This is a genomic window from Bacillus sp. 05T21 (genome assembly GCF_056396785.1).
Window position 1 is genome coordinate 74,935 of record NZ_JBFTMD010000012.1, and the last position, 24,236, is coordinate 99,170.

Annotated in this window: 23 protein-coding genes; 21 read left to right on the top strand and 2 right to left on the bottom strand. The window is 36.6% G+C overall.

What is annotated here, in order from left to right:
• Positions 1 to 119: 119 nt before the first annotated feature.
• The 3 genes from AC1DKZ_RS19935 to AC1DKZ_RS19945 all read left to right on the top strand — a co-directional run bounded on the left by AC1DKZ_RS19935 (position 120) and on the right by AC1DKZ_RS19945 (position 2,496).
• Positions 120 to 1,571, top strand: a complete 1,452-nt coding sequence (locus tag AC1DKZ_RS19935; protein WP_476996916.1) for a SulP family inorganic anion transporter — start codon at positions 120 to 122, stop codon at positions 1,569 to 1,571.
• Between the two features lie 65 nt (positions 1,572 to 1,636).
• Complete coding sequence (locus AC1DKZ_RS19940; protein WP_002010593.1) at positions 1,637 to 2,059, top strand: universal stress protein; 423 nt, start codon at positions 1,637 to 1,639, stop codon at positions 2,057 to 2,059.
• 320 nt (positions 2,060 to 2,379) lie between these two features.
• Positions 2,380 to 2,496 carry a DUF4027 family protein gene (locus tag AC1DKZ_RS19945; RefSeq protein ID WP_002125236.1) on the top strand — a complete coding sequence of 39 codons (117 nt, stop codon included), beginning with the start codon at positions 2,380 to 2,382 and terminating at the stop codon, positions 2,494 to 2,496.
• 130 nt (positions 2,497 to 2,626) lie between these two features.
• Here the strand turns inward: AC1DKZ_RS19945 and glpT are convergent, their stop codons facing one another.
• Entirely contained in the window at positions 2,627 to 3,976 is a 1,350-nt protein-coding gene (glpT, locus tag AC1DKZ_RS19950) for a glycerol-3-phosphate transporter (RefSeq protein ID WP_476996917.1), read from the bottom strand.
• Between the two features lie 271 nt (positions 3,977 to 4,247).
• Between glpT and AC1DKZ_RS19955 the strand changes: the two genes are divergently transcribed.
• The 12 genes from AC1DKZ_RS19955 to AC1DKZ_RS20010 all read left to right on the top strand — a co-directional run bounded on the left by AC1DKZ_RS19955 (position 4,248) and on the right by AC1DKZ_RS20010 (position 16,538).
• The gene (locus tag AC1DKZ_RS19955; protein ID WP_002029807.1) at positions 4,248 to 4,715 is read left to right on the top strand and encodes a MarR family winged helix-turn-helix transcriptional regulator; all 468 of its coding nucleotides are present in this window, start codon (positions 4,248 to 4,250) and stop codon (positions 4,713 to 4,715) included.
• A gap of 19 nt (positions 4,716 to 4,734) precedes the next feature.
• On the top strand, positions 4,735 to 6,348 hold the full coding sequence (locus AC1DKZ_RS19960) for an MDR family MFS transporter (RefSeq protein ID WP_476996918.1): 1,614 nt from the start codon (positions 4,735 to 4,737) through the stop codon (positions 6,346 to 6,348).
• A gap of 138 nt (positions 6,349 to 6,486) precedes the next feature.
• Complete coding sequence (gene rbsR / locus AC1DKZ_RS19965; protein ID WP_476996919.1) at positions 6,487 to 7,458, top strand: ribose operon transcriptional repressor RbsR; 972 nt, start codon at positions 6,487 to 6,489, stop codon at positions 7,456 to 7,458.
• Between the two features lie 13 nt (positions 7,459 to 7,471).
• Positions 7,472 to 8,368 (top strand): ribokinase, encoded by an 897-nt coding sequence (gene rbsK, locus AC1DKZ_RS19970; protein WP_219300173.1) that lies wholly within the window; start codon positions 7,472 to 7,474, stop codon positions 8,366 to 8,368.
• Positions 8,365 to 8,760 (top strand): D-ribose pyranase, encoded by a 396-nt coding sequence (gene rbsD, locus AC1DKZ_RS19975; protein ID WP_002090928.1) that lies wholly within the window; start codon positions 8,365 to 8,367, stop codon positions 8,758 to 8,760. Before rbsK ends, rbsD begins: the two co-directional genes overlap by 4 nt.
• Before the next feature lie 18 nt (positions 8,761 to 8,778).
• The gene (rbsA, locus tag AC1DKZ_RS19980; RefSeq protein WP_476996939.1) at positions 8,779 to 10,263 is read left to right on the top strand and encodes a ribose ABC transporter ATP-binding protein RbsA; all 1,485 of its coding nucleotides are present in this window, start codon (positions 8,779 to 8,781) and stop codon (positions 10,261 to 10,263) included.
• A 3-nt stretch (positions 10,264 to 10,266) separates the two neighbouring features.
• Positions 10,267 to 11,202, top strand: a complete 936-nt coding sequence (locus AC1DKZ_RS19985) for an ABC transporter permease subunit (protein ID WP_001074640.1) — start codon at positions 10,267 to 10,269, stop codon at positions 11,200 to 11,202.
• Between the two features lie 14 nt (positions 11,203 to 11,216).
• Positions 11,217 to 12,140, top strand: coding sequence for a ribose ABC transporter substrate-binding protein RbsB (rbsB, locus tag AC1DKZ_RS19990; RefSeq protein WP_002090926.1), 924 nt, complete (start codon positions 11,217 to 11,219; stop codon positions 12,138 to 12,140).
• A 38-nt stretch (positions 12,141 to 12,178) separates the two neighbouring features.
• The gene (fsa, locus tag AC1DKZ_RS19995) at positions 12,179 to 12,826 is read left to right on the top strand and encodes a fructose-6-phosphate aldolase (protein ID WP_000667669.1); all 648 of its coding nucleotides are present in this window, start codon (positions 12,179 to 12,181) and stop codon (positions 12,824 to 12,826) included.
• 298 nt (positions 12,827 to 13,124) lie between these two features.
• The gene (inhA2, locus tag AC1DKZ_RS20000) at positions 13,125 to 15,515 is read left to right on the top strand and encodes a M6 family metalloprotease immune inhibitor InhA2 (RefSeq protein ID WP_476996920.1); all 2,391 of its coding nucleotides are present in this window, start codon (positions 13,125 to 13,127) and stop codon (positions 15,513 to 15,515) included.
• Between the two features lie 330 nt (positions 15,516 to 15,845).
• Entirely contained in the window at positions 15,846 to 16,187 is a 342-nt protein-coding gene (locus AC1DKZ_RS20005) for a hypothetical protein (RefSeq protein ID WP_002029794.1), read from the top strand.
• A 21-nt stretch (positions 16,188 to 16,208) separates the two neighbouring features.
• Positions 16,209 to 16,538 (top strand): hypothetical protein, encoded by a 330-nt coding sequence (locus AC1DKZ_RS20010; protein WP_063225703.1) that lies wholly within the window; start codon positions 16,209 to 16,211, stop codon positions 16,536 to 16,538.
• An 18-nt stretch (positions 16,539 to 16,556) separates the two neighbouring features.
• Here AC1DKZ_RS20010 and AC1DKZ_RS20015 read toward each other — a convergent pair whose 3' ends face one another.
• Positions 16,557 to 17,711, bottom strand: coding sequence for an MFS transporter (locus AC1DKZ_RS20015; RefSeq protein WP_060751624.1), 1,155 nt, complete (start codon positions 17,709 to 17,711; stop codon positions 16,557 to 16,559).
• A gap of 226 nt (positions 17,712 to 17,937) precedes the next feature.
• Between AC1DKZ_RS20015 and bdhA the strand changes: the two genes are divergently transcribed.
• From bdhA to AC1DKZ_RS20045, 6 genes are all read left to right on the top strand, one after another.
• Positions 17,938 to 18,990 carry a (R,R)-butanediol dehydrogenase gene (bdhA, locus tag AC1DKZ_RS20020; RefSeq protein WP_000645834.1) on the top strand — a complete coding sequence of 351 codons (1,053 nt, stop codon included), beginning with the start codon at positions 17,938 to 17,940 and terminating at the stop codon, positions 18,988 to 18,990.
• 118 nt (positions 18,991 to 19,108) lie between these two features.
• Positions 19,109 to 19,453, top strand: a complete 345-nt coding sequence (locus AC1DKZ_RS20025) for a potassium channel family protein (RefSeq protein WP_476996921.1) — start codon at positions 19,109 to 19,111, stop codon at positions 19,451 to 19,453.
• A gap of 264 nt (positions 19,454 to 19,717) precedes the next feature.
• The gene (gene cerA / locus AC1DKZ_RS20030) at positions 19,718 to 20,569 is read left to right on the top strand and encodes a phospholipase C (protein WP_219300165.1); all 852 of its coding nucleotides are present in this window, start codon (positions 19,718 to 19,720) and stop codon (positions 20,567 to 20,569) included.
• A 77-nt stretch (positions 20,570 to 20,646) separates the two neighbouring features.
• Complete coding sequence (sph, locus tag AC1DKZ_RS20035) at positions 20,647 to 21,648, top strand: sphingomyelin phosphodiesterase (RefSeq protein ID WP_476996922.1); 1,002 nt, start codon at positions 20,647 to 20,649, stop codon at positions 21,646 to 21,648.
• Between the two features lie 113 nt (positions 21,649 to 21,761).
• The gene (locus tag AC1DKZ_RS20040) at positions 21,762 to 22,934 is read left to right on the top strand and encodes an amino acid deaminase/aldolase (protein ID WP_476996923.1); all 1,173 of its coding nucleotides are present in this window, start codon (positions 21,762 to 21,764) and stop codon (positions 22,932 to 22,934) included.
• On the top strand, positions 22,922 to 24,235 hold the full coding sequence (locus AC1DKZ_RS20045) for a D-arabinono-1,4-lactone oxidase (RefSeq protein WP_242248246.1): 1,314 nt from the start codon (positions 22,922 to 22,924) through the stop codon (positions 24,233 to 24,235). The genes AC1DKZ_RS20040 and AC1DKZ_RS20045 overlap by 13 nt, the downstream gene beginning before the upstream one ends.
• Position 24,236: the final 1 nt, after the last annotated feature.

The following is a 24,236-nucleotide window of genomic DNA, read 5'->3' on the forward strand; positions in this document are numbered from 1 at the left end:
CTTTAGGAAACTTTTACATAGCACAACATCCTTTGCTCGTTATATAATACCCTTCGTGCAGTCGGCCCTGATTTTCTTATGGAGAAAATCAAATGATAAAAGAGTAGAGGAGTGTTACTTTGTTTCGAACTATAAAAAATGAATGGTTCTCAAATATGAGAGGGGACGTGCTATCGGGGGTTGTTGTTGCTTTAGCATTAATTCCTGAAGCGATAGCTTTTTCTGTTATTGCAGGTGTAGATCCGACCGTTGGGTTATACGCCGCTTTTTGTATTGCGGTTACAATTTCGTTTGTCGGCGGAAGACCAGGGATGATCTCGGCGGCAACGGGTGCGATGGCGTTATTAATGGTCACTCTTGTAAAGGATCATGGTTTGCAATATTTATTTGCTACGACAATATTAACAGGTATTGTTCAAATTATTTTCGGAGTGTTCAAACTTAGCTCATTTATGAAGTTTGTTCCTAAATCTGTTATGAGTGGTTTTTTAAACGCACTTGGAATTTTAGTTTTTACAGCACAACTGCCACATTTTAAAAATGTAACTTGGCAAATGTATGCACTTGTCGCATTAGGACTTGCAATTATATATTTATTTCCACGTATTACGACGGCTGTTCCGTCTACACTTATTTCAATTATTATTGTGACAAGCATTGCACTTATGAGCGGATTACAGTTAAAAACAGTAGGGGATATGGGAAGCTTACCGAAAGAATTACCGTTCTTTAGTATTCCTGATGTTCCATTTACACTTGAGACATTAGCAATTATTTTACCGTATTCAGTTATGCTAGCGGTTATAGGTTTACTAGAGTCATTATTAACGGCGTCGGTTTTAGACGATATGACACATACGGAAAGTAATAAGCATAAAGAGGCACGTGGACAAGGGATTGCGAACGTTGTTGCTGGTTTTTTTGGAGGAATGGCAGGATGTGCAATGATTGGACAATCTGTTATTAATATTAAATCAGGTGGTCGAGGGAGATTATCGACGCTTGTAGCCGGTGGTTTTTTAATCGTATTGCTATTTGTTTTAGGTGATTACGTTGTTCATATTCCGATGGCAGCTTTAGTTGCAGTTATGATTATGGTTTCGATTGGGACGTTTGATTGGAACTCTGTAGCGACGATTCATAAAGTACCAAAAGGAAACGCATTTGTTATGATCGTAACAGTTGTGATTGTCCTAATTACACATAATTTAGGATTAGGTGTAATTATCGGAACGATAATTAGTGCAGTTTTATTTGCATTCAATATGGCAAAGATTCACGTGAAACATTTGTATATTGAAAATAAGAAAATATACGAAATTCACGGCCAACTATTCTTCGCATCTACGGCAGAGTATATAAATGCTTTTTCATACAATGAAGATGTGAAAGAAATTGAGATGAACTTTACTAACGCACACGTATGGGATGATTCAGCGGTAGCGGCAATTGATAAAGTTATCATGAAGTATGAACAAAACGGTGTGAAAGTAAGGATCACAGGGTTAAATGAACGTAGCTCGAAGCTCGTTGCGAATTTAGCTACTTATAATAAGAGAATTGCTAGTTAGAAGCCTCCTTTTTAGGGGGCTTTATTATATAATACGGGTAGGATAACGAAAAGGGGATTCAGCATATGTACAAACAAATTTTATTAGCATGCGATGGTTCTGAACATGCACTTCGAGCAGCCGAGCATGCAACATATATTGCGAAATTTAACGAAGAAACACATGTTGAAGTTGTGTACGTAGTAGATAATAGAACGGCAAAGTCAGATATTATACAAGGACAAACGGATTTAGAAACAATATCAGCTAGTCGAAAAGATAAATTAAAAGAGATTGAGGGTTTATTAAAGAAAGAGAACATTTCCTACAAAATTACGATTCTACATGGCGATCCAGGAGATACGATTGTTCAATATGTAAATACAGGGGATATAGATCTTATTATTGCTGGGAGTAGAGGGCTAAATACACTGCAAGAAATGGTGCTTGGTAGTGTAAGTCATAAAATAGCAAAACGTGTGAAATGCCCGGTTATGATTATAAAGTGAAGCTTTAATCAGTGGGGGTTTTGTTCATCCCCGACCTAACTTCTTTGCTTTCACTGAATTTTGAGGTGGGGGTCTTACTGCCCGGCGAATAGCGGGATAAAATAAATTGAGTGAGATATTCTGTGATGTAAGCAAGACCTTGATATAATTCGAGGTCTTCTTTGATGTATTAAGAGGGAGAATGTGGACAGAATATATATAAGCTTAAAAAAATGTTAACTTACAAATTTGTAAGTTAGTTGTCAGCGAAATCGATGTTATGAAATTTTTCCCATTGATACAATAAGAATATCAAAGGGGATATAGGGAGGATGGAAGGTATGAAATCATTTCAAAATTTGTCTTATAGCCAAGGGGTAAGCTTAATTTGTTTAGGTGGATTTGCTGGATCTGTTATGTTAGCTGTTTTAATAAAGATGTTTCAGCAAATGTTTTAATCGTATGAATAGAAGGGAAATGATTAATATAAATAGCAAGAGAAGAACGATAAATAAAAAATAGCTCTTAGCATGTAAGTAAATGCTGAGAGCTATTTTTATGTTTATTTTTCTACACATTATATTTTGTTTAAACTTCTTTTGATTTAGCAGATCCTGTATTTAAAGTAAGAGCAAGGAAGAACATTGCAAGCAAACAAGAAGCAAGGAGCAAAATGAATCCGCCGTCCCATCCGAATCCATCTACAATAAAGCCCATAGCTGCGCTAGCAAAAGTAGCTCCTCCTAGGTAACCGAAGAACCCAGTTAACCCAGCGGCAGTTCCAGCAGCTTTTTTGGGTGCTAAGTCAAGCGCGTGAAGACCAATTAGCATAACAGGTCCGTAAATTAAAAATCCAATGGAAACAAGTGCGATACTATCAATGATTGGATGCCCAGCAGGATTTAGCCAGTAAACAAGAACGGCAATGAATACACCGACCATAAATAGAATACCAGCAGGTGCGCGGCGCCCTTTAAATAGTTTATCACTCATCCATCCGCAAAGAAGTGTACCTGGAATACCAGCCCATTCGTATAGAGCATAAGCTGTACGTGAGCTACTATGAGTAAAGCTTTTTTCTTCTACTAAATAAGTAGGAGCCCAGTCTACAACGCCGTAACGAACGAAATAAACAAAAACGTTAGCGATAGCGATATACCATAAAAATTTATTGTTTAATATGTATGTAAATAAAATTTCCTTTACCGAAAGTTCGCGTTCACGGTCCGCTACTTTTTCATCTGATGGATATTCCCCAGTATGTTCTTCAATAGAAGGTAATCCGCAAGATTGAGGTGTATCTCTCATCGTAATTAATACATAAATCCCCACTAAAATTGAAAGAATACCTGGGAAGTAAAATATACTTTTCCAGTCATTTGCAAAGAAATATAAGCCTAATGTAACGAGAGAGGGCATAAGCGCGCCGCCGACATTATGAGCGACGTTCCAAATAGACATTTTTGTACCACGTTCACTGACGGAGAACCAGTGAACCATCGTACGACCACAAGGAGGCCACCCCATACCTTGTACCCATCCATTTAAAAACTGAAGTACAAACATAAGTATAATGCTCGTTGTAATGAAAGAAAATGAGCCGAAAATAATATTAATGATACCGGATAAAAATAGCCCAGCTGCTAAAAAGTAGCGAGGATTACAACGATCGGATACGATACCCATAAGAAATTTACTTAATCCGTAAGCGATAGATACTGCTGAAAGGATAACCCCAAGTTCCCCTTTACTAAAGCCTTGTTCGATTAAGTATGGCATTGCGAGTGAAAAGTTTTTTCGAACAAAGTAGTAACCCGCATAACCGATGAAGATGCCTAAGAATACTTGCAAACGCAATTTGCGGTATTCGCTATCAGTGCGATCAGCTGGTAAGCGTTCTGCGTGGGGCGCAGGTTTAAATAATTGTGTGAAAAACATAAAATGAAAATCCTCCCCTAATTAATTGGAAGCGTTTTAAGACAGAGAGAATACAAAAAGGCTATGAAATATAAAAAAGTTCCCTTTTTTATGATTCATAGCCATATACTCCGATTCTCCGTGACTGTCAATATTAACTTCGACGAAAATTATACAACTTTGTGACAAAAATGTAAACGTTTTTATAAAGAAAGTTGTTGACGTATTTTGTTTGTGGGATTAATATTTAAATACGTTAAATATTTTATTGCTTAAATAAGAGGTGGATAACATGCCAAATGATATGACTCATATTGATAAGATTCAAGCTCTTACATTCGCTATAGGAAAGAAAATGCAAACAGAGCTATTAGAACAAATGCAAGCATCAGGACTTACACCACCGCAGTTTTATATTTTAAAGATTTTAGATCATTACGGAGCTTCAAGAGCGACACAATTGGCGGAGAAAATGTACGTGAAACCGAGTGCGATTACAGTAATGACTGATCGTTTAATTGATCATGGGTTAGTAGAGCGCTATCACGACGATAATGATCGCCGCGTTGTTGTCATTGAGCTAACGAAGAAGGGGAAAGCTACAGTAGAAGAAGCGATGGCGGCTCGTAATGAGCATATTGCAAAATACTTCTCACACTTAGAATTACAAGAGAGGGAAGATTTGTTGCGCCTCTTTGAAAAGCTAGAAACAATTATTTGCGGGAAACCAGAGAAAAAAGAGAAAAAAGAGAAAAACTAAGAGGAATTGAGGAGATTACATGGAGCAACAAGAAAATCAGAATAGAAAGTTGTTGTTAATCGGTTTAGTAATCGCAATGCTATTTGCTGCATTGGACGGAACAATCGTTGGTACAGCAATGCCGCGTATCGTCGGTGAACTAGGTGGATTAAGTTTAATGACATGGTTAACAACAGCTTACATGTTAACATCAACAACGGTTGTACCGATTGCAGGTAAATTAGCGGATTTACTTGGGCGTCGTAACGTATATATAGCAGGATTAATTATCTTTATGGTTGGTTCAGCGTTATGTGGTATGGCAAACGGTATGACAGAATTAATTATTTTCCGTGGTATTCAAGGTCTTGGTGGCGGTATTATGATGCCAATGGCTATGATTATTATCGGAGATATGTTCACGGGAAAAGAACGTGCTAAATGGCAAGGTATTTTTGGAGCTCTATACGGTCTTGCCTCTGTAATTGGACCACAAGTTGGTGGTTGGATTGTAGACGCAGTGAACTGGAGATGGGTATTCTATATTAACTTACCAGTTGGTATTTTAGCGACAATCTTCATTGCAATGGGATTAAAAGCACATAAACAAACAGGACCAATTAAAATTGATATCGCTGGAATCTTCACGATGATTCTCGGTGTTGTAAGTTTATTACTTGCGTTAACGTTTGGCGGGAAAGATTATGCATGGGGTTCTTGGCAAATTATCGGGTTATTTGCACTAGCTGCCATTGGTATTGTTAGCTTTGTTATCGTTGAAACGAAGGCTGAAGAACCAATTTTACCGATGCACTTCTTTAAAAACCGCACATTTACACTACTGAATGCGATCGGTTTCTTTATGAGTATCGGAATGTTTGGAGCAATTATGTTCGTACCGTTCTTTATGCAAGGAATTGTAGGCGTAAGTGCTGCTGAATCAGGAACGATTATGACACCGATGATGATTACAATGATCGTTATGAGTATTATTGGTGGTCAGCTTGTATTAAAAATTGGTGTGAAACCACAAATTATTACAGGGATGCTTATTATGGCTAGTGGTTTCTGGTTATTAACAACGATGGATATGCACACAACTAAGCTTACCGCTACTTCTTATATGATGGTTATCGGTTTAGGAATGGGTCTTGTTATGCCGATATTAACATTAGCATTACAAGAAAGCTTCCCGAAAAAAGATCTTGGCGTTGTAACATCATCAAGTCAATTCTTCCGTCAAATCGGTGGAACGTTTGGGATTACAATTTTAGGATCAATTATGAATAACACTTCAGGCACAACGTTAACAAATAAATTAGTACCTGTATTAGACACATTCCCAAAAGAAGCGGGACAAGTGGTAACAAAATTTAAAGATATGATTCATACAGATCCACAAAGTTTATATTCTATGCTATTTAGTCCAGAGGCATTAAAACAAATGCCAGAAGCATTTTCTAATAGCATCGTACCAATTTTGAAAAGCTCTTTAGTGGACTCACTTCATACTGTATTCTTAACAGGATTGGTATTTATCGTAGTAGGTGCTATCTTTACGATTTTCTTACAGAAAATTAAACTGTCTGATCGTAAAAAAGGTGCTGAAGAGCCTGCTGTAGAAGAAAAGGAAAAAACTGTATCATATTCGTAATAAAAAAGCATCGCCATAAGGCGATGCTTTTTTTGAGTATAACCTTAAAAGCTTTTTAGTTAGAAATGATTGACGTATTTTTATAAATGCGTTATATTATTTTCTGTAAACGGTTACATGAAGTGAGGAGAAAAGAGAATGAGTACGATTAAAGACGTTGCAAAATTAGCAGGGGTATCTGTTGCGACCGTTTCCAGAGTGTTAAATAAAAATGGATATGTTCATGAGGATACATTAAAAAAAGTAGAGCGAGCAATTGAAATGCTAGATTATAAACCTAGTACAGTAGCGCGTTCTTTATATAATAAAAAGTCTCATTTAATTGGCTTAGTTGTTCCAAATATCGTGAATCCATTCTTTCCGGAAGTTGCACGTGCTGTAGAAGATGTAGCACATAAGCAAGGTTACACAGTTGTACTTTGTAACTCTGATGAAAATTTAGAAAAAGAGAAGCAATACATTGATGTGCTTAGACAAAATAATGTGGACGGATTTATTGTAGCAACGAATCCACAAAATAGTGTTAATTACATGAATTTGTCTATTCCAGTTGTTGCGATTGACCGTATGTTTAATGAGCGCATTCCTACTGTATATGCAGATAACTATGCAGGGAGTCAGGCGGCGACAAAGTTATTAATAGACAAAGGGTGTAAGCATATTGCACATATTCGAGGACCTCGTGATGTGAGTACAGCCAATGAACGTTTTGAAGGTTTTGTAGACGTTATTACGCAAAATAATCTTTCTTATATGATTGCGGAGAGTACATTCGATCCAGCTAATAGTGAACGGATAGCGGTGGAATTATTAGAAGAATATCCGCATATTGATGGAATTGTTGCTGGGAATGATTTAATTGCAATTGGCGTTGTAAAGGCTGCACTTCAAAAGGGAATTTCTATTCCAAACGATTTACAAATTATCGGATTCGATGGAATTTCTTTAACAGAAATGATGTATCCATCTATTACAACTGTTGCACAGCCAATTTATGAGATGGGGAAAATTGCAACAGAATTGTTGTTAGAGCAGATGGAAGGAAATCCATTAGAAGAGAAACATTATCGTTTACCGATTGAAATTATAGAACGAAATACAACGAAGTAAGGAGATGAAACAGATGCCAAATATTGCAGTAGTAGGTAGCATTTCAATGGACTTAGTGGCTGTTTCAAAAATACGGCCGAAAGCAGGAGAAACAGTAATTGGTGAAGCATTTCATACGATACCAGGAGGAAAAGGGGCCAACCAAGCAGTTGCTGCAGCTAGATTAGGAGCAAATGTAGCGATGGTTGGTGCAGTAGGAAATGATGATTACGGAACAGTAGTTAGAAAAAATTTGGAGAACGAACGCATTTTTATCGACTATGTGGTACCGGTTACAGATAGGACGACAGGAATCGCTCATATCGTTTTAGCAGAAGAGGATAACAGTATTGTTGTCGTACAAGGAGCAAATGCTCTTGTAAATGAGTCGATTGTAGATCGTTCAAAAGACCTTCTTGTAAAAGCAGATATGGTTGTTCTTCAACTAGAGATTCCGCTTGAAACAGTAAAATACGTTCTAGCTATTTGTGAGGAGCATACAATTCCAGTTATGTTGAATCCGGCTCCAGCACAAATCTTATCAGAAGATATTTTAGAAAAAGCGACTTATATTACGCCGAATGAACATGAATGTCGCATCGTATTAAATGATTTCACATCACCAATTGAAGAGTTACTTGCGAAATATCCAAATAAGCTATTGATGACGGAAGGGTCTAATGGTGTTCGTTTCCATAACGGAACGGAAGTTGTTCAAGTTCCAAGTATTGCTGTAGACGTAGTAGATACGACTGGAGCTGGTGATACATTTAACGGCGCGCTAGCAGTTGCACTTTCTGAAGGAGAAATACTTCAAAAAGCAATTCGTTTTGCGAACATTGCTGGTGGTCTTTCTGTAACGAAACTTGGGGCACAGGGCGGTATGCCAACGAGAGATAGAGTACGTGAAGTGCAGGTGATTGTCGGATGAAAAAACACGGTGTATTAAATAGTGAAATTGCGGCGGTCCTTGCTTCACTTGGACATACAGATACGATTGTAATTGCAGACTGCGGGTTACCTATTCCTGATGGAGTAAAACGGATTGATTTAGCAGTTGAAATCGGAAAACCTAGTTTTTTAGACGTATTACAAGTTGTTGCTGATGATATGGCAATTGAAAAAGTGACGTTAGCAGAAGAAGTTATTATGAATAATGCAGAGGTAAATAAAGAAATTGAGATGCGATTAATAGAGCCAGCATTTGAATATGTGTCTCATAAGGAATTTAAAGAGCATACAAAGAGAGCGAAGGCGATTATTCGTACAGGAGAAGCAACGCCTTATGCGAATGTTATTTTACATGCAGGCGTGATTTTTTAATAGAGGGATGTGATGAGAATGCATATTGAAATGAAGAACATTTCAAAAGCGTTCAGTGGTAATCCTGTTCTAAAAAACGCACAGTTTATGATTGAAACAGGAGAAGTCCATGCATTGATGGGGGAAAATGGAGCGGGGAAATCGACGCTCATGAAGATTTTAACAGGTGTATATAAAAAAGACAGTGGAACAGTCATGATTGATGGGAAAGAACGAACTTTTAAAAATGCGAAAGAAGCTGAAGAGTATGGTATTGCATTTATCCATCAAGAGTTGAACATATTACCGAATTTAACGGTAGCTGAAAATATGTTTCTTGGCAAAGAGTTAATGTATGGGAAAACGGGCATTTTACGTACGCGTCAAATGAATGCGATTGCCCAGCAACAATTAGCAGATCTTGGTCTACATGTGAGAGGTGCTATGCTAGCAGGTGAATTATCTGTTGGACAACAGCAAATTATTGAAATTGCTAAAGCATTAATGACAAAGGCAAGCGTTATTATTATGGATGAACCTACAGCAGCATTAACAGATCGCGAAATTGAAACGCTGTTTATTGTTATTAATAAATTACGTAAAGAGGGCGTTTCATTCGTTTATATTTCACACCGGATGGAAGAGATTTTTTCAATATGTGATGCCATTACGATTTTGCGTGATGGAGAATATGTAGGGAAGAGATTAATTCCGGAAACATCATTTGATGAAGTAGTTAGCATGATGGTGGGGCGCAGTATTGGTCAACGTTATCCAGAGCGAAATAGTCAAATTGGCGAAGTGATTTTTGAAATGCGTAACGGAACGAAAAAGGGGAAATTTGAAAATGTTTCGTTTCAAGTTAGAAAAGGTGAAATCCTTGGTGTTGCGGGCTTGATGGGAGCTGGTCGCACGGATATTATGAAAGCAATATTTGGATATGAACCGCTCGATTCAGGAAAAATTTTTATGAATGGACAAGAAGTAAAAATTGATAGTCCAATTGATGCGATTAGACAACGAATTGCCTTTATTACAGAGGATAGAAAATCTGAAGGGCTTGTGTTAGATTTTTCGATTCGTGAAAATTTAGCTTTACCAAATTTAGAAAGTCTTTCAAAGGGAAGCGTTGTTAATAAAGGTTTAGAACGGCAATTTACAGAGGATATGATGAAGCTTCTTAATGTGAAAGCAGCAAACGGAGAGCAAGCTGTCAAATCTCTTTCTGGTGGAAATCAGCAAAAGATTGTAATTGCAAAATGGTTAGGTATTCATCCGCAGTTACTCATTTTAGATGAGCCAACAAGAGGTGTAGATGTTGGGGCTAAAAAAGAAATTTACTCTATTATGAATAAGCTTACCGAGCAGGGTGATGCCGTTATTATGGTATCGTCTGAGCTTCCAGAAGTTTTAGGAATGAGTGATCGTGTTCTCGTTATTCATGAAGGGAAAATCGGTGGTATTTTAGAGAAAGATCAGGCATCGCAAGAGTCTATTATGGCACTAGCTACAGGGGGAGAGTAAGATATGGCTAAGAAGGGGAATGTATTACAACAACTTGGTTCTTTAATTGGGTTAGTATTAATTATCGTGGTAATTACAGCTTTAAATCCAGCATTTATTGAAATTCCAAATTTATTTAATATACTGCGCCAAGTATCGATTAATGCACTCATTGCATTCGGAATGACCTTCGTTATTTTAACAGGGGGTATTGACTTATCGGTAGGTTCTATTTTAGCATTATCAAGTGCACTTGTTGCCGGAATGATGGCAAGTGGCATGGATCCGTTCCTTGCAATGGCAGTTGGATTATTAGCAGGTCTTGCAATGGGGATTGTAAACGGTATCATTATTGCGAAGGGAAAAGTAGCTCCGTTTATTGCAACTTTAGCAACAATGACTATTTTTCGCGGGTTGACGCTTGTTTATATGGACGGACGTCCGATCACTGGTCTTGGTGATCATTTAATGTTCCAAATGTTTGGCCGTGGTTATTTCCTTGGTATTCCTGTGCCAGCCGTTACAATGATGATCGCTTTTGCAGTACTGTACTTTATTTTAAAGAAAACAACGTTTGGTCGCCGTACGTTTGCGATTGGTGGAAATGAAGAAGCGGCAGCTTTATCAGGTATTAATGTTACGAGAATTAAAGTAATGATTTACGGTCTTTCCGGAATTTTGGCAGCGCTTGCAGGTATTGTCTTAACATCAAGGTTAGATTCTGCACAGCCGACTGCTGGTACTTCTTACGAATTGGATGCAATTGCTGCAGTTGTGTTAGGAGGAACGAGTCTTTCAGGTGGAAGAGGATGGATTGTTGGTACATTCATCGGTGTGCTTATTATTGGTGTACTAAATAACGGTTTAAATTTATTAGGTGTATCTTCTTTCTTCCAACAAGTTGTAAAAGGACTTGTAATCTTACTAGCTGTACTAATTGATCGTCGAAAAGAAGCGTAATGGAGGGGCAATTCATGAAAAAATGGTTACTGATACTCGTTGCATGCATCATGGTAGTTACTGCTGGTTGTTCAATGGAGCCACCAGAATGGGCAAAGGATTCTAGCGATAAAGGTCGAAATAAAACTATTAAAGTTGGATTTTCTGTTTCAACTTTAAATAATCCATTTTTCGTCACGTTGAAAAAAGGTGCAGAAAAGAAAGCAAAAGATAGCGGCATTGAATTAATTGCTGTTGATGCACAAAATGATGCAGCGAAGCAAACAAACGATGTTGAAGATTTAATTCAAAAAGGTGTCGATGTAATTGTTATTAATCCAACCGACTCAGATGCTGTTGCTTCAGCGGTAAGTGCAGCCAATGCGGCCAATGTTCCTGTTATTACAGTAGACCGAGTTGCAAATTCAGGTAAAGTTGTTTCTCACATAGCTTCCAACAATGTAGAAGGTGGTCAAATGGCTAGTGATTACATTCGGGAAGTAGTTGGTGAAGGAACAAATGTCGCTGAGTTAGAAGGAATACCTGGATCGTCTGCTGCTCGTGAGCGTGGGAAAGGATTCCATAACGTAGCTGATAAGTCTTTAAAAGTAGTAGCAAAACAAGCAGCTGATTTCGATCGTGCAAAAGGGTTATCCGTTATGGAAAATATTTTGCAAGCAAATAGCGATATTAAAGCGGTATTTGCTCATAATGATGAAATGGCATTAGGCGCAATTGAGGCATTAAAATCTGCTGGTAAAACGGATGTAGTCGTTGTTGGGTTTGATGCAACGGATGATGCTGTAAAAGCGGTTAAAGATGGGCGTATGGCAGCAACAGTCGCTCAAAAACCGGAATTAATCGGAGAGAAGGCGATGGAAACAGCAAAAGAGATAACACAAGGTAAAAAAGTGGACAAATTTATTCCGATTGAATTAGAGCTTATTAAGAAAAAATAAATAAATATAAAATGAAAATTAGGAAGGAAGAATAACAAATGAAATTTTTTATTGATACAGCAAACATTAACGAAATTAAAGAGGCAAATGCATTAGGCGTAGTAGCTGGAGTAACGACAAACCCATCACTTGTAGCAAAAGAAGGCGTAGATTTCCATGAGCGTATTCGTGAAATTTGCAGCTTTATTGAAGGACCTGTAAGCGCAGAAGTAATTAGCTTAGAAGCTGATAAAATGATTGAAGAAGGAAAAGAGTTAGCAAAAATCGCTCCAAATGTTGTTGTAAAAGTTCCAATGACAACAGAAGGCTTAAAAGCAGTAAAAGCATTCTCAGATTTAGGAATTCGTACAAACGTTACATTAGTATTCTCAGCAGTGCAAGCATTACTTGCAGCTCGCGCTGGTGCGACATACGTTTCACCGTTCTTAGGTCGCCTAGATGATATCGGTCATAACGGTATGGACTTAATTCGCCAAATCGCAGAAATCTTTGCAATTCACGGCATTGAAACAGAAATCATTGCAGCATCTGTACGTCATAGTGTTCACGTAACAGAAGCAGCATTAAACGGTTCACATATTGCAACAATTCCAGCAAACGTAATCGCTTCATTAGTGAAGCACCCATTAACAGATCAAGGAATTGAGAAATTCTTAGCTGATTGGGAAAAAACACAAGAGAAATAATACGAAATGGAGAACCCAAGTTTAATTAACTTGGGTTCTTTTTTCGTTTGAAAGAATTTTCATGCAATTGTGCATATTGTCTTTTAAATTTTTAATATAAGCTATTTAATATATACAAATCACTCTTTATTTTTCACATTTCGACATAAAAAGATAGAGGGTCTGACCAGAAAACTGGAGGGCATGATTCTATAACAGAAAGCTTATTTCTTATAGAATCATGTCTTTTATTATACAAGGGAGGATAGATTACATATTTTTATCTGAAGTTTAAGATTGATACAAGGGGATGATTAAAATGAGAAAAAAAGCGCCATTTAAAGTGTTGTCATCATTAACGATCGCAACACTCATCGGATGCTCAGCTGTAATGAGTGCTCCGTTAGCATATGCAGAAACGTCAGCAAAAGAAGGTGTGTCTACAACGCCAATTGATCATAACTTAATTCAAGAAGATCGTTTAGCGGAAGCGCTGAAAGAAAGAGGAACAATTAATCCAGCATCGTCTAAAGAAGAGACAAAAAAGGCCGTAGAGCAATATATTGAAAAGAAACAAGGGGATCAGGCGAATAAAGAAATTCTTCCCGATGCGAATCAAGAAGCATCTGATTTCGTGAAAAAGGTAAAAGAGAAGAAGATGGAAGAAAAGGAAAAAGTAAAGAAAGCTGAAAAAAATGTTAGCCCTGAGCAAAAGCCAGAGCCAAATAAAAAGCAATTAGATGGGAAAGTTCCAACTTCTAAGGCGAAACAAGCTCCATATAGTGGACCTGTCCGCAATGATAAAGTGTTAGTGTTACTCGTTGAATTTAGTGATTATAAACATAATAATATTGAGCAAACACCAGGTTATATGTATTCGAAAGACTTTAGTAGAGAACATTATCAAAAAATGTTATTTGGTAATGAGCCTTACACATTATTTGATGGTTCGAAAGTAAAAACATTTAAGCAATATTATGAAGAACAGTCTGGTGGTAGTTATACGACAGACGGATATGTAACAGAGTGGTTAACTGTTCCAGGTAAAGCCGCTGATTATGGTGCTGATGGTAGTAGCGGTCACGATAATAAAGGACCAAAAGGTGCGCGTGATTTAGTGAAAGAAGCATTAAAAGCTGCAGCGGATAAAGGATTAGATTTATCTCAATTTGATCAATTTGACAGATATGATACAAATGGTGATGGTAATCAAAATGAATCTGACGGTGTAATTGATCATTTAATGGTAATCCATGCTGGTGTTGGTCAAGAAGCTGGTGGCGGTAAATTAGGTGATGATGCGATTTGGTCACATCGTTCAAAATTAGCAACAGGTCCAATAGCGATTGAAGGTACAAAATCAAAGGTAGATTACTTTGGTGGAAAAGTAGCGGCTCATGATTACACAATTGAACCAGAAGACGGTGCAGTAGGTGTGTTTGCACATGAATTTGGACATGACCTTGGTTTACCAGATGAGTATGATACGAATTATACTGGAATGGGATCACCTGTCGAAGCTTGGTCATTAATGAGTGGAGGTAGCTGGACAGGAAAAATCGCAGGAACAGAGCCAACTAGTTTTTCACCACAAAATAAAGACTTCTTACAAAAGAATATGGGTGGAAACTGGGCGAAAATTTTAGAAGTAGATTACGATAAAATTAAGAGTGGTGTAGGCGTTCCTACATATATTGATCAAAGTGTTACGAAATCCAATCGTCCAGGTGTCGTACGTGTTAACTTACCAGGTAAAAGTGTTGAAACAATTAAACCGGAGTTTGGAAAGCATGCATATTATAGTACAAGAGGAGATGATATGCATACGACATTAGAAACACCATTCTTTGATTTAACAAAAGGAACAAATGCGAAATTTGATTATAAAGCGAATTATGAACTAGAAGCAGAGTGTGATTTCATCGAAGTACATGCTGTAACTGAAGATGGAACGAAAACATTAATTGATAGATTGGGAGAAAACATAGTCCAAAAAGATAAAGATACAACAGATGGAAAATGGATTGATAAATCATACGATTTAAGTCAATTTAAAGGGAAGAAAGTTAAACTACAATTCGACTATATTACAGATCCATATTTAACATATAAAGGTTTCGCAATGGATAATGTAAATGTAACAGTTGATGGACAAGTAGTATTTTCAGATGACGCAGAAGGACAGTCTAAAATGAAGTTAAATGGATTCGTTGTTTCTGATGGGACAGAACAGAAACCCCATTATTATTATCTAGAGTGGAGAAACTATGCTGGATCAGATAATGGATTAAAAGCGGGAAAAGGTCCGGTATATAATACAGGTCTTGTCGTTTGGTATGCAGATGATAGTTTCAAAGATAACTCGGTTGGGTTACATCCAGGTGAAGGCTTCCTTGGTGTTGTAGATTCTCATCCAGAAGCGATTGTTGGAAATTTAGGTGGGAAACCAGCATACGGTAATACTGGAATTCAAATTGCAGATGCTGCATTTTCATTTGATCAAACACCTTCATGGAGTGTAAATTCATTTACACGAGGACAGTTTAATTATACTGGATTACAAGGTGTTACAACGTTTGATGATTCAAAGGTATACAGTAATAAGCAAATTGCTGACGCAGGACGCAAAGTTCCAAACCTTGGCCTTAAATTCCAAGTTGTTGGACAAGCAGATGATAAGTCTGCAGGTGCTGTTTGGATTAGACGTTAATGCGGGATAAAATAAAAGCACATTCTTCATATGAAGAGTGTGCTCTTTTATTTGTACATTAAGTTATTATTTTAGCTTATGTAATACAAGTGTTTATCCATATGTAGTGTATCAAATTATGTGTGGAAAAGAAATATTTCCGAGGAAATTGTCGAAGTATCGTCGATATTTATTCATTTTCTTTTTTAAAAGGAGAAAGTAGTATTGCTTTTATATGCAAGTTTATTTACATTGATATTTGGTTATATACAAAAGTAATATATATTAGGCAATAAAAAGAGTTCTATTTAATAGAACTCTTTTTTGATGAGTAGAAAGGAGGGGGGACAAATGAAAGAAACAATTGCATGTCCACAATGTGAAGAGAATATTACTGCACAACATATTATCGACATCCCACATCCTTTTTCATTAAGGTGTCCGCATTGTAAGGTGAAGCTGAAAGAAATGAGGATAACACCATGTTTAATATTAGCGGCAATCTGTGTTATCCCACTGTTTATTATTATTGGAGAGAGTATTAAAGAATTGCTAGTAAAACATTTTTCTATTATAGACAATGTACCAACCGTACTTATTTTCTTCTTATTTTGTTATCCGTTGTATTATTTCTATGAAAAATATAATGCCATATTATTCATTAAATATGGTTTATTGAAAGTTAAAAGTTGAATTGAATAGGAGATTATCATTATGTTGTGGAAAATTTATTTGGTAATTGTAGCGATATTAGCTATTACTTCGCTAGTGAGAGGGATGTTTCAAACACCGATTCAAAAGTTTGATTTTGTAGTGTCTATTATTACATGGATAGGACTATTTGGATTTGTTTTTGATGTACAAATATTGACGCCGATCGTTTGGCAATGCATCTTCGTATTTAGCATCATTTGGACTTTAACTGCAGTTTTTGTTTTACGATTATATGAAGAGAAAGATGAGCCATTACCTTTTGTATTTAAATTAATTGGCATTATCCCAACTTTTCCGTTATATTACGGATTATATCAATATGCATTTTAAAAAAAGACAATGATGGAATTAACCCATCATTGTCTTTTTTACTTTGCTTCTTACAAAAATCATTCCAGCAAATGTTAACAAGAATGCAGTTCCGATAACGAAGCTGACGCTAGGCGATGCCCCGATTGCTCCGACTGTAAAGGAGCCAGCAACAACTCCTAACGAGAAGAATGCATAAAACAATCCGAATGCTTTCCCTCGGTTACTATCTGTTGTATTTTCAACAAGTAAAGCATTAATTGCTGGGAAGAGGATAGCGAATCCAATTCCATAAATCATCATAACGATAAAGAGCATGCCTTTTGTTGCAAATAATCCGAGTAAAGATAACGCTAGTGCCATTACTGCAATCCCGATTAGCATTAGTTTGGAACGATTAAATCGATCGTAAATGCGATTTGTTGGCAGTAAGAAGAAGAGGATAGCGGTAATTCCGAATACACTTAACATCATGCCTGTTGTAGATGCTTTAAGTGCTAATGCCTCAACTTTTACTGGTAACATATAAGTGACAATCCCTTGTGAAAACATTAGTGTGAAAGCACCAATATATGCTTGTAATAACGGTTCTGATTTCAATAGTTCAATCATATCTTCTTTGTTCATCATTTGTGTTCTTGATGTATCTTTTCTTGATACGTTATTTGGTAAGAAGAATAGAGATACGATTGTACCAAGGACCATTAAAATAGAAATAGTAATGAACACCCACTCTATACCAGCTGTTGCTTTCATAATGCCGCTGAAAGCAGGTCCTACGATTGCAGCTGTTCCAACAGCGGCACCAGATAGAGCCATTGCTTTACCTTGCCTTGCTGAATTCGTTTGCTTTGATAAAAACGTAAAGGCAGCAGGAATTAAAAATCCGTCACTAAAACCGTGCATAAAGCGCACAACTAATAGTTGTTCACCACTTTGAACAACGGTGTATAACAAGACTATGAAACTCGTAATTCCCATGCTTATATAAAGGATTTTTTTTGCACCAAATTTATCGACAGCGGCTCCAGCGATAATATTACCGATCATATTAGCGAATGAGTACATACCGATAACTAGCCCAATAACAAGAGGGGTTCCTCCAAGACTTTGAGCGAAAGTGCTCATAATAGGTAATTGTGAAAATGTATCTAAAAACGCTACGATAACAATAAAGTAAATAAAATATTTCAAGCGATATTCACCTCTCCTATGCTATTATGGCATAATGCTAATTTCAACCGCAATGAAATTAGCATTAACAGATGTGGAAAAAAGTACAAAGTGACAAAATATTGAACGTTATTTGTTAAAATTTAGTGGAAATGAGATTGTTTTTTTGAAATATATGGATAAAAGTATTATAATAGATTTGTAAACTTCACCAGGTTAAGTATATACGTAGAGAGGGATGTATAAAATGAAAGCACTACTTTGGCATAATCAACGTGATGTACGAGTAGAAGAAGTACCAGAACCAACTGTAAGACCAGGAGCAGTTAAGATTAAAGTTAAATGGTGTGGTATCTGCGGAACAGACTTGCATGAATATTTAGCAGGACCTATTTTTATTCCAACAGAAGAGCACCCATTAACACACGTAAAAGCACCGGTTATTTTAGGTCATGAGTTTAGTGGTGAGGTAGTTGAAATCGGTGAAGGCGTTACTTCTCATAAAGTGGGAGATCGCGTCGTTGTAGAACCAATTTATTCTTGTGGTAAATGTGAAGCTTGTAAACACGGACATTACAATGTTTGTGAACAACTTGTTTTCCACGGTCTTGGCGGAGAAGGCGGCGGTTTCTCTGAATATACAGTAGTACCAGAAGATATGGTCCACCATATTCCTGATGAAATGACGTATGAACAAGGTGCACTTGTAGAACCAGCAGCAGTAGCAGTTCATGCAGTACGTCAAAGTAAATTAAAAGAGGGAGAAGCTGTAGCGGTATTTGGTTGTGGTCCGATTGGGCTTCTTGTAATCCAAGCAGCAAAAGCAGCAGGAGCAACTCCTGTTATCGCAGTGGAACTTTCTAAAGAACGTCAAGAGCTAGCTAAATTAGCAGGTGCTGATTACGTATTAAATCCAGCAACTCAAGATGTACTAGCAGAAATTCGTAACTTAACAAATGGTTTAGGTGTAAATGTGAGCTTTGAAGTAACAGGTGTCGAAGTAGTACTTCGTCAAGCGATTGAAAGTACAAGTTTTGAAGGACAAACTGTAATTGTTAGTGTGTGGGAAAAAGATGCGACAATTACGCCAAACAACCTTGTACTAAAAGAAAAAGAAGTTATCGGTATTCTTGGATACCGTCATATCTTCCCAGCTGTTATTAAATTAATTAGCTCTGGCCAAATTCAAGCAGAGAAATTAATTACGAAAAAAATCACAGTGGATCAAGTTGTTGAAGAAGGATTTGAAGCACTTGTAAAAGATAAAACACAAGTGAAAATTCTTGTTTCACCTAAATAATAGAGAATAGTAAAAAGTAGCCCTTTTCTAGAAATAGAAGAGGGCTACTTTTTTTCTATACAGAAAGGTGATAGACTTTCCTTTAACTACAGGTATTTTGTTTGGAAGGGGAAGTCTAATGCTTTCATTTATGTTGACATTGAAACGGATGCTAAAAGCTTGTTTACGAGCGTGGAAAGATAAAGAATTTCAAGTATTATTCGTATTAACATTTTTAACATTAACATCTGGTACGATTTTTTATAGTACAGTTGAAGGATTACGTCCTCTTGATGCTTTATATTTTAGTGTGGTCACGTTGACGACTGTCGGTGATGGAAATTTTAGTCCGCAAACTGATTTTGGAAAGGTATTTACAATCTTATACATATTTATCGGGATTGGATTAGTGTTTGGATTTATTCATAAATTGGCATTTAATGTACAGCTGCCAAGTATATTATCGAATAGAAAAAAAGAGTAAAGCATGTGGATGCTTTACTTTTTTTTTACATTAGTTTAGACAATCATTTGCAGTAGCTTAACAATACTGTATTACAATGTAAGTGCATTCATTCATTACGTTCGCTATGTATAAAGTTATAGTGATATGAACATTTGTATATTTTAATTTATTGATAGAATTTTGATGAAAGGTGGGATATTCTAGTCATAGGTTAACCAGAAGACATAGTAGGATCCTAACAAAATATTTACTATAACTCAATTATAAAATGGAGGGTTTCAGATGAAAAAGAAAGTGCTCGCTTTAGCAGCAGCTATTACGTTAGTAGCTCCGTTACAAAATGTAGCTTTTGCTCATGAAAATGATGGTGGGAATAGAGTACAGATTATTCAATATTGGTCTGCTGAAGATAAGCATTCAGAAGGTGTAAATTCTCATTTATGGATCGTGAATCGTGCAATTGATATTATGTCCCGTAATACGACAATTGTAAAACAAGATCAAGTTGCACTATTAAATGAATGGCGCACAGATTTAGAAAATGGCATTTATTCTGCTGATTATGAAAATCCTTATTATGACAATAGTACATTTGCGTCACATTTCTATGATCCAGACGATGGAAGTACATACATTCCACTTGCAAAGCAAGCGAAGGAAACTGGAGCTAAGTATTTTAAATTAGCTGGTGAATCTTATAAAAATAAAGATATGAAACAAGCATTCTTCTATTTAGGGTTATCTCTTCATTATTTAGGTGATGTAAATCAACCGATGCATGCAGCAAACTTTACGAATATTTCTTATCCACAAGGATTCCATTCTAAATATGAAAACTTTGTAGATACGATAAAAGATAATTACAAAGTAACGGACGGAAATGGATATTGGAATTGGAAAGGTATAAACCCTGAAGATTGGATTCATGGTGCTGCGGTAGCTGCGAAACAAGATTTCCCTGGTATCGTAAATAGTAATACGAAAAGTTGGTTCGTGCAAGCTGCTGTATCACAAAGTTATGCCGACAAATGGCGCGCTGAAGTTACACCAATGACTGGTAAGCGATTAATGGAAGCGCAACGTGTAACTGCTGGATACATTCAGCTTTGGTTTGATACGTACGGAAATCGTTAAGTATTGGAGAAAGGTCAAATCTCAGAATAGAGTATTTGGCCTTTTTATCACTATACAGTAAACGGAGGATATGAATTGTGAAAAGTAAATTGCTAAAAGGTGTACTTAGCTTTGGGATTGGTTTAGGAGTTTTATACGGAGGATCTTCAGCTCAAGCAGAAACGTCTACAAATCAAAATAATACTTTGAAAGTGATGACGCATAATGTGTACATGCTATCAACAAACTTATATCCGAACTGGGGACAAAATGAGCGTGCTGATTTAATTGGAGCGGCAGATTATATAAAGAATCAGGATGTTGTTATATTAAATGAAGTGTTTGATAATAGTGCTTCAAATCGCTTATTAGGAAATTTGAAGAAAGAATATCCAAATCAAACGGCAGTATTAGGTCGTAGTAGTGGAAGCGAGTGGGATAAGACGTTAGGAAATTATTCATCTTCGACTCCTGAAGATGGAGGTGTAGCGATTGTGAGTAAATGGCCAATTGTTGAAAAGATTCAATATGTATTTGAAAAAGGCTGTGGACCAGATAACTTATCAAATAAAGGATTTGTATACACAAAAGTTAAGAAAAATGATCGTTTTGTACATGTGATTGGGACTCATTTACAAGCTGAAGATAGTATGTGTGGAAATACTTCGCCAGCATCTGTACGTACAAAACAGCTACAAGAAATTCAAGAGTTTATTAAAAATAAAAATATACCAAATAACGAGTATGTGTTAATTGGTGGTGATATGAATGTAAATAAAATAAATGCTGAGAATAATAGCAATTCAGAGTATGCATCGATGTTTAAAACATTACATGCGTCTGTTCCATCTTATATAGGACATACAGCAACTTGGGATGCGACGACAAACAGTATTGCGAAATACAATTATCCAGACGCACCTGCTGAACATTTAGATTATATTATTGCGAGTAAAGATCATGCGAATCCATCATTCGTAGAGAATAACGTATTACAAGTGAAATCTCCAAAGTGGTCTGTTACATCATGGTTCAAAAAATATACGTATGATGATTATTCTGATCATTATCCAGTAGAGGCGACTATTTCTATGAAGTAGAGTAGTCTTAAAAAAGTTTCTTCGTGAAGAAGAAACTTTTTTTATTTGAAAACAGGAAAATCATTTTTTCTTTCCAATATGTATAAGACATATATAGAAGAGGAGAGAAAAATGTGGATAGAGGAATTTTTAAGGAAGTTCCATTACCGTGTGCATTTTTAGATGAAGTGGCTTTAGGGAGGAATATTCAATCGATTATAGAGTTAAGTGGAGATAAGAAAATTCGTATAGCGAGTAAATCATTACGCTCTGTTCCAGTTATGAAAAAGATTTTAGCTGCAAATAATCGGTTTCAAGGTATTATGTGTTTTTCTCCTAGAGAAGCTTTGTTTTTAATTGAACAAGGATTTAATGATTTATTGCTCGGATATCCTGTTTATGATGAAAGAGCTTTACATGAAATTAGTTTGCTAACAAAGCAAGGGCACATTATAACTTGTATGGTGGATTGTGAAGACCATATTACTTATTTAGAAAAGATTGCTGAGAAGTCTAAAGGGTGTTTTCGCGTTTGTTTGGATATTGATATGAGTAGTCGTTTTTTGAAATTTCATTTTGGTGTAAAAAGATCCCCGGTAAAAGATGTGCAGAGCGCTTTGAAAATAGTAGAAAAGGTGAAGGGCTCATCATATTTAATACTAGATGGTGTAATGGGATATGAAGCTCAAATTGCCGGGGTGGGGGATCATATACCGAATCAATGGATGAAAAGTAAAGCTGTTTCGTATTTAAAGAAGAAATCAGTGTTAGAGGTTAAAGAAAGAAGAGAACGTATCGTAAAAGAAATACAAAACCTTGGTATTGAACTAAGATTTGTAAATGGGGGAGGAACAGGAAGTATAAAAACAACTGAGCAAGATAACTCAGTTTCAGAGATTACTGTAGGATCCGCCTTTTACTCTCCTAAACTGTTTGACTATTATAAAGAAGTAAAATTTCAGCCAGCTGCCGGATTTGCTTTACCAGTTGTACGCAAACCGGCTCCTTTTATTTATACTTGCCTAGGTGGCGGATATATTGCCTCAGGTGCAGTTGGTAAAGATAAAGAGCCTGAGGTTTGGATGCCGCATGGTGCAAAACTATTAGCTTTAGAAGGTGCTGGTGAAGTGCAAACGCCAATTTTTTATAACGGCGAGGAACTAGTGGATATAGGAGATTCTATCTTGTTTCGTCATAGTAAAGCTGGGGAGTTATGTGAGCGTTTTCCTATTTTGTATCGCATTAAACAAGGGGAAATTGTTGGAGAGTATTCAACATATCGGGGGGATGGACAATGCTTTCTATAAAGGGACAAAAATGGAGAAATTGGACAGGGAATGTAGAAGGAACGCCGCATTATACGATGTATCCAAAAAGTATACAAGATGTAGTAGAAGTTGTGGGGCTTGCACGAAAAAAAGGAAAGAAAATTCGTGTTGTCGGTTCAGGTCATTCGTTTACACCTCTTGTGCAAACGGAAGAAATTTTAGTTTCTTTAGATGAATTGAAGGGCATTGTGAATATTGATGCAGAGAAGAAGGTTGCCGAAGTATGGGCGGGAACAAAGCTACATGATTTAGGGAAGTTACTTCAGGAAAAAGGTTATGCGCAAGAAAATTTAGGGGATATTGATTCACAATCTATTGCAGGAGCGATTAGTACGGGGACTCATGGGACGGGTGTTACATTTGGGAGTTTATCAACACAAGTTATAGAGATCACGGCAGTTTTATCAACAGGTGAGAGTATAGTTTGTTCAGAAGCCGAGAACGCTGAATATTGGAAAGCATTTCAGTTGTCGCTTGGAATGCTAGGTATCATTGTAAAGATAAAATTGAAGGTTATCCCAGCGTATTCGCTTGTTTATGAAAGTGAAAAACAATCATTGTCTACTGTAATGAACAAACTAGAAGAATATAAGAAGAATCGTCATTTTGAATTTTTCGTTTTTCCTTATTCAGATGAAGTACAAGTGAAATTTACAAACGAAACAACGAGTAAAGAAAGTGATTTGAAATGGCATAAACTAAAGGTGGAGTTACTTGAAAATAGGATGTTCTCTTTATTATCTAAAGGGTGTAAATGGTTTCCTTCTATAAGTAAAGGAGTAAGCCGATTATCAGCTAAGGCTGTACCGAACACGAAAATAATTGGACCAAGCTATGAAGTGTTCGCTACATCACGTACAGTTCCATTTTATGAAATGGAGTACAGTGTCCCTTCAAAGGATATGAGGGCTGTTGTAGAAGAAATTTCAAATCTTATTGAAAAGAAAAAGTATAAGGTGCACTTCCCGATTGAATGCCGCTACGTGAGAGGTGATGATATATGGCTCAGTCCAGCATATGGAAGAGATTCAGCGTATATAGCTGTTCATATGTATAAAGGTATGAAGTATGCCGCTTATTTTGGTGAAGTGGAGAAAATTTTTCTAAAGTATGAAGGGCGCCCACATTGGGGGAAAATGCATACGTTAACGTACGAAAAATTGCAAAATATATATCCAGAATTGCATTCGTTTCTAAAAGTGAGGAAGTCACTAGATGAAACAGGAATATTTTTAAGCCCTTATACAGAAAAGTTATTTACGATTATGAAAAAAAGCTGAC

Bases quoted from the DNA above. Each gene is read 5' to 3' on its own strand.
- AC1DKZ_RS19940 (WP_002010593.1), top strand. From the start codon at position 1,637: ATGTACAAACAAATTTTATTAGCATGCGATGGTTCTGAACATGCACTT.
- AC1DKZ_RS19945 (WP_002125236.1), top strand. From the start codon at position 2,380: ATGAAATCATTTCAAAATTTGTCTTATAGCCAAGGGGTAAGCTTAATT.
- glpT (WP_476996917.1), bottom strand. From the start codon at position 3,976: ATGTTTTTCACACAATTATTTAAACCTGCGCCCCACGCAGAACGCTTA.
- AC1DKZ_RS19955 (WP_002029807.1), top strand. From the start codon at position 4,248: ATGCCAAATGATATGACTCATATTGATAAGATTCAAGCTCTTACATTC.
- AC1DKZ_RS19960 (WP_476996918.1), top strand. From the start codon at position 4,735: ATGGAGCAACAAGAAAATCAGAATAGAAAGTTGTTGTTAATCGGTTTA.
- rbsR (WP_476996919.1), top strand. From the start codon at position 6,487: ATGAGTACGATTAAAGACGTTGCAAAATTAGCAGGGGTATCTGTTGCG.
- rbsK (WP_219300173.1), top strand. From the start codon at position 7,472: ATGCCAAATATTGCAGTAGTAGGTAGCATTTCAATGGACTTAGTGGCT.
- rbsD (WP_002090928.1), top strand. From the start codon at position 8,365: ATGAAAAAACACGGTGTATTAAATAGTGAAATTGCGGCGGTCCTTGCT.
- rbsA (WP_476996939.1), top strand. From the start codon at position 8,779: ATGCATATTGAAATGAAGAACATTTCAAAAGCGTTCAGTGGTAATCCT.
- AC1DKZ_RS19985 (WP_001074640.1), top strand. From the start codon at position 10,267: ATGGCTAAGAAGGGGAATGTATTACAACAACTTGGTTCTTTAATTGGG.
- rbsB (WP_002090926.1), top strand. From the start codon at position 11,217: ATGAAAAAATGGTTACTGATACTCGTTGCATGCATCATGGTAGTTACT.
- fsa (WP_000667669.1), top strand. From the start codon at position 12,179: ATGAAATTTTTTATTGATACAGCAAACATTAACGAAATTAAAGAGGCA.
- inhA2 (WP_476996920.1), top strand. From the start codon at position 13,125: ATGAGAAAAAAAGCGCCATTTAAAGTGTTGTCATCATTAACGATCGCA.
- AC1DKZ_RS20005 (WP_002029794.1), top strand. From the start codon at position 15,846: ATGAAAGAAACAATTGCATGTCCACAATGTGAAGAGAATATTACTGCA.
- AC1DKZ_RS20010 (WP_063225703.1), top strand. From the start codon at position 16,209: ATGTTGTGGAAAATTTATTTGGTAATTGTAGCGATATTAGCTATTACT.
- bdhA (WP_000645834.1), top strand. From the start codon at position 17,938: ATGAAAGCACTACTTTGGCATAATCAACGTGATGTACGAGTAGAAGAA.
- AC1DKZ_RS20025 (WP_476996921.1), top strand. From the start codon at position 19,109: ATGCTTTCATTTATGTTGACATTGAAACGGATGCTAAAAGCTTGTTTA.
- cerA (WP_219300165.1), top strand. From the start codon at position 19,718: ATGAAAAAGAAAGTGCTCGCTTTAGCAGCAGCTATTACGTTAGTAGCT.
- AC1DKZ_RS20045 (WP_242248246.1), top strand. From the start codon at position 22,922: ATGCTTTCTATAAAGGGACAAAAATGGAGAAATTGGACAGGGAATGTA.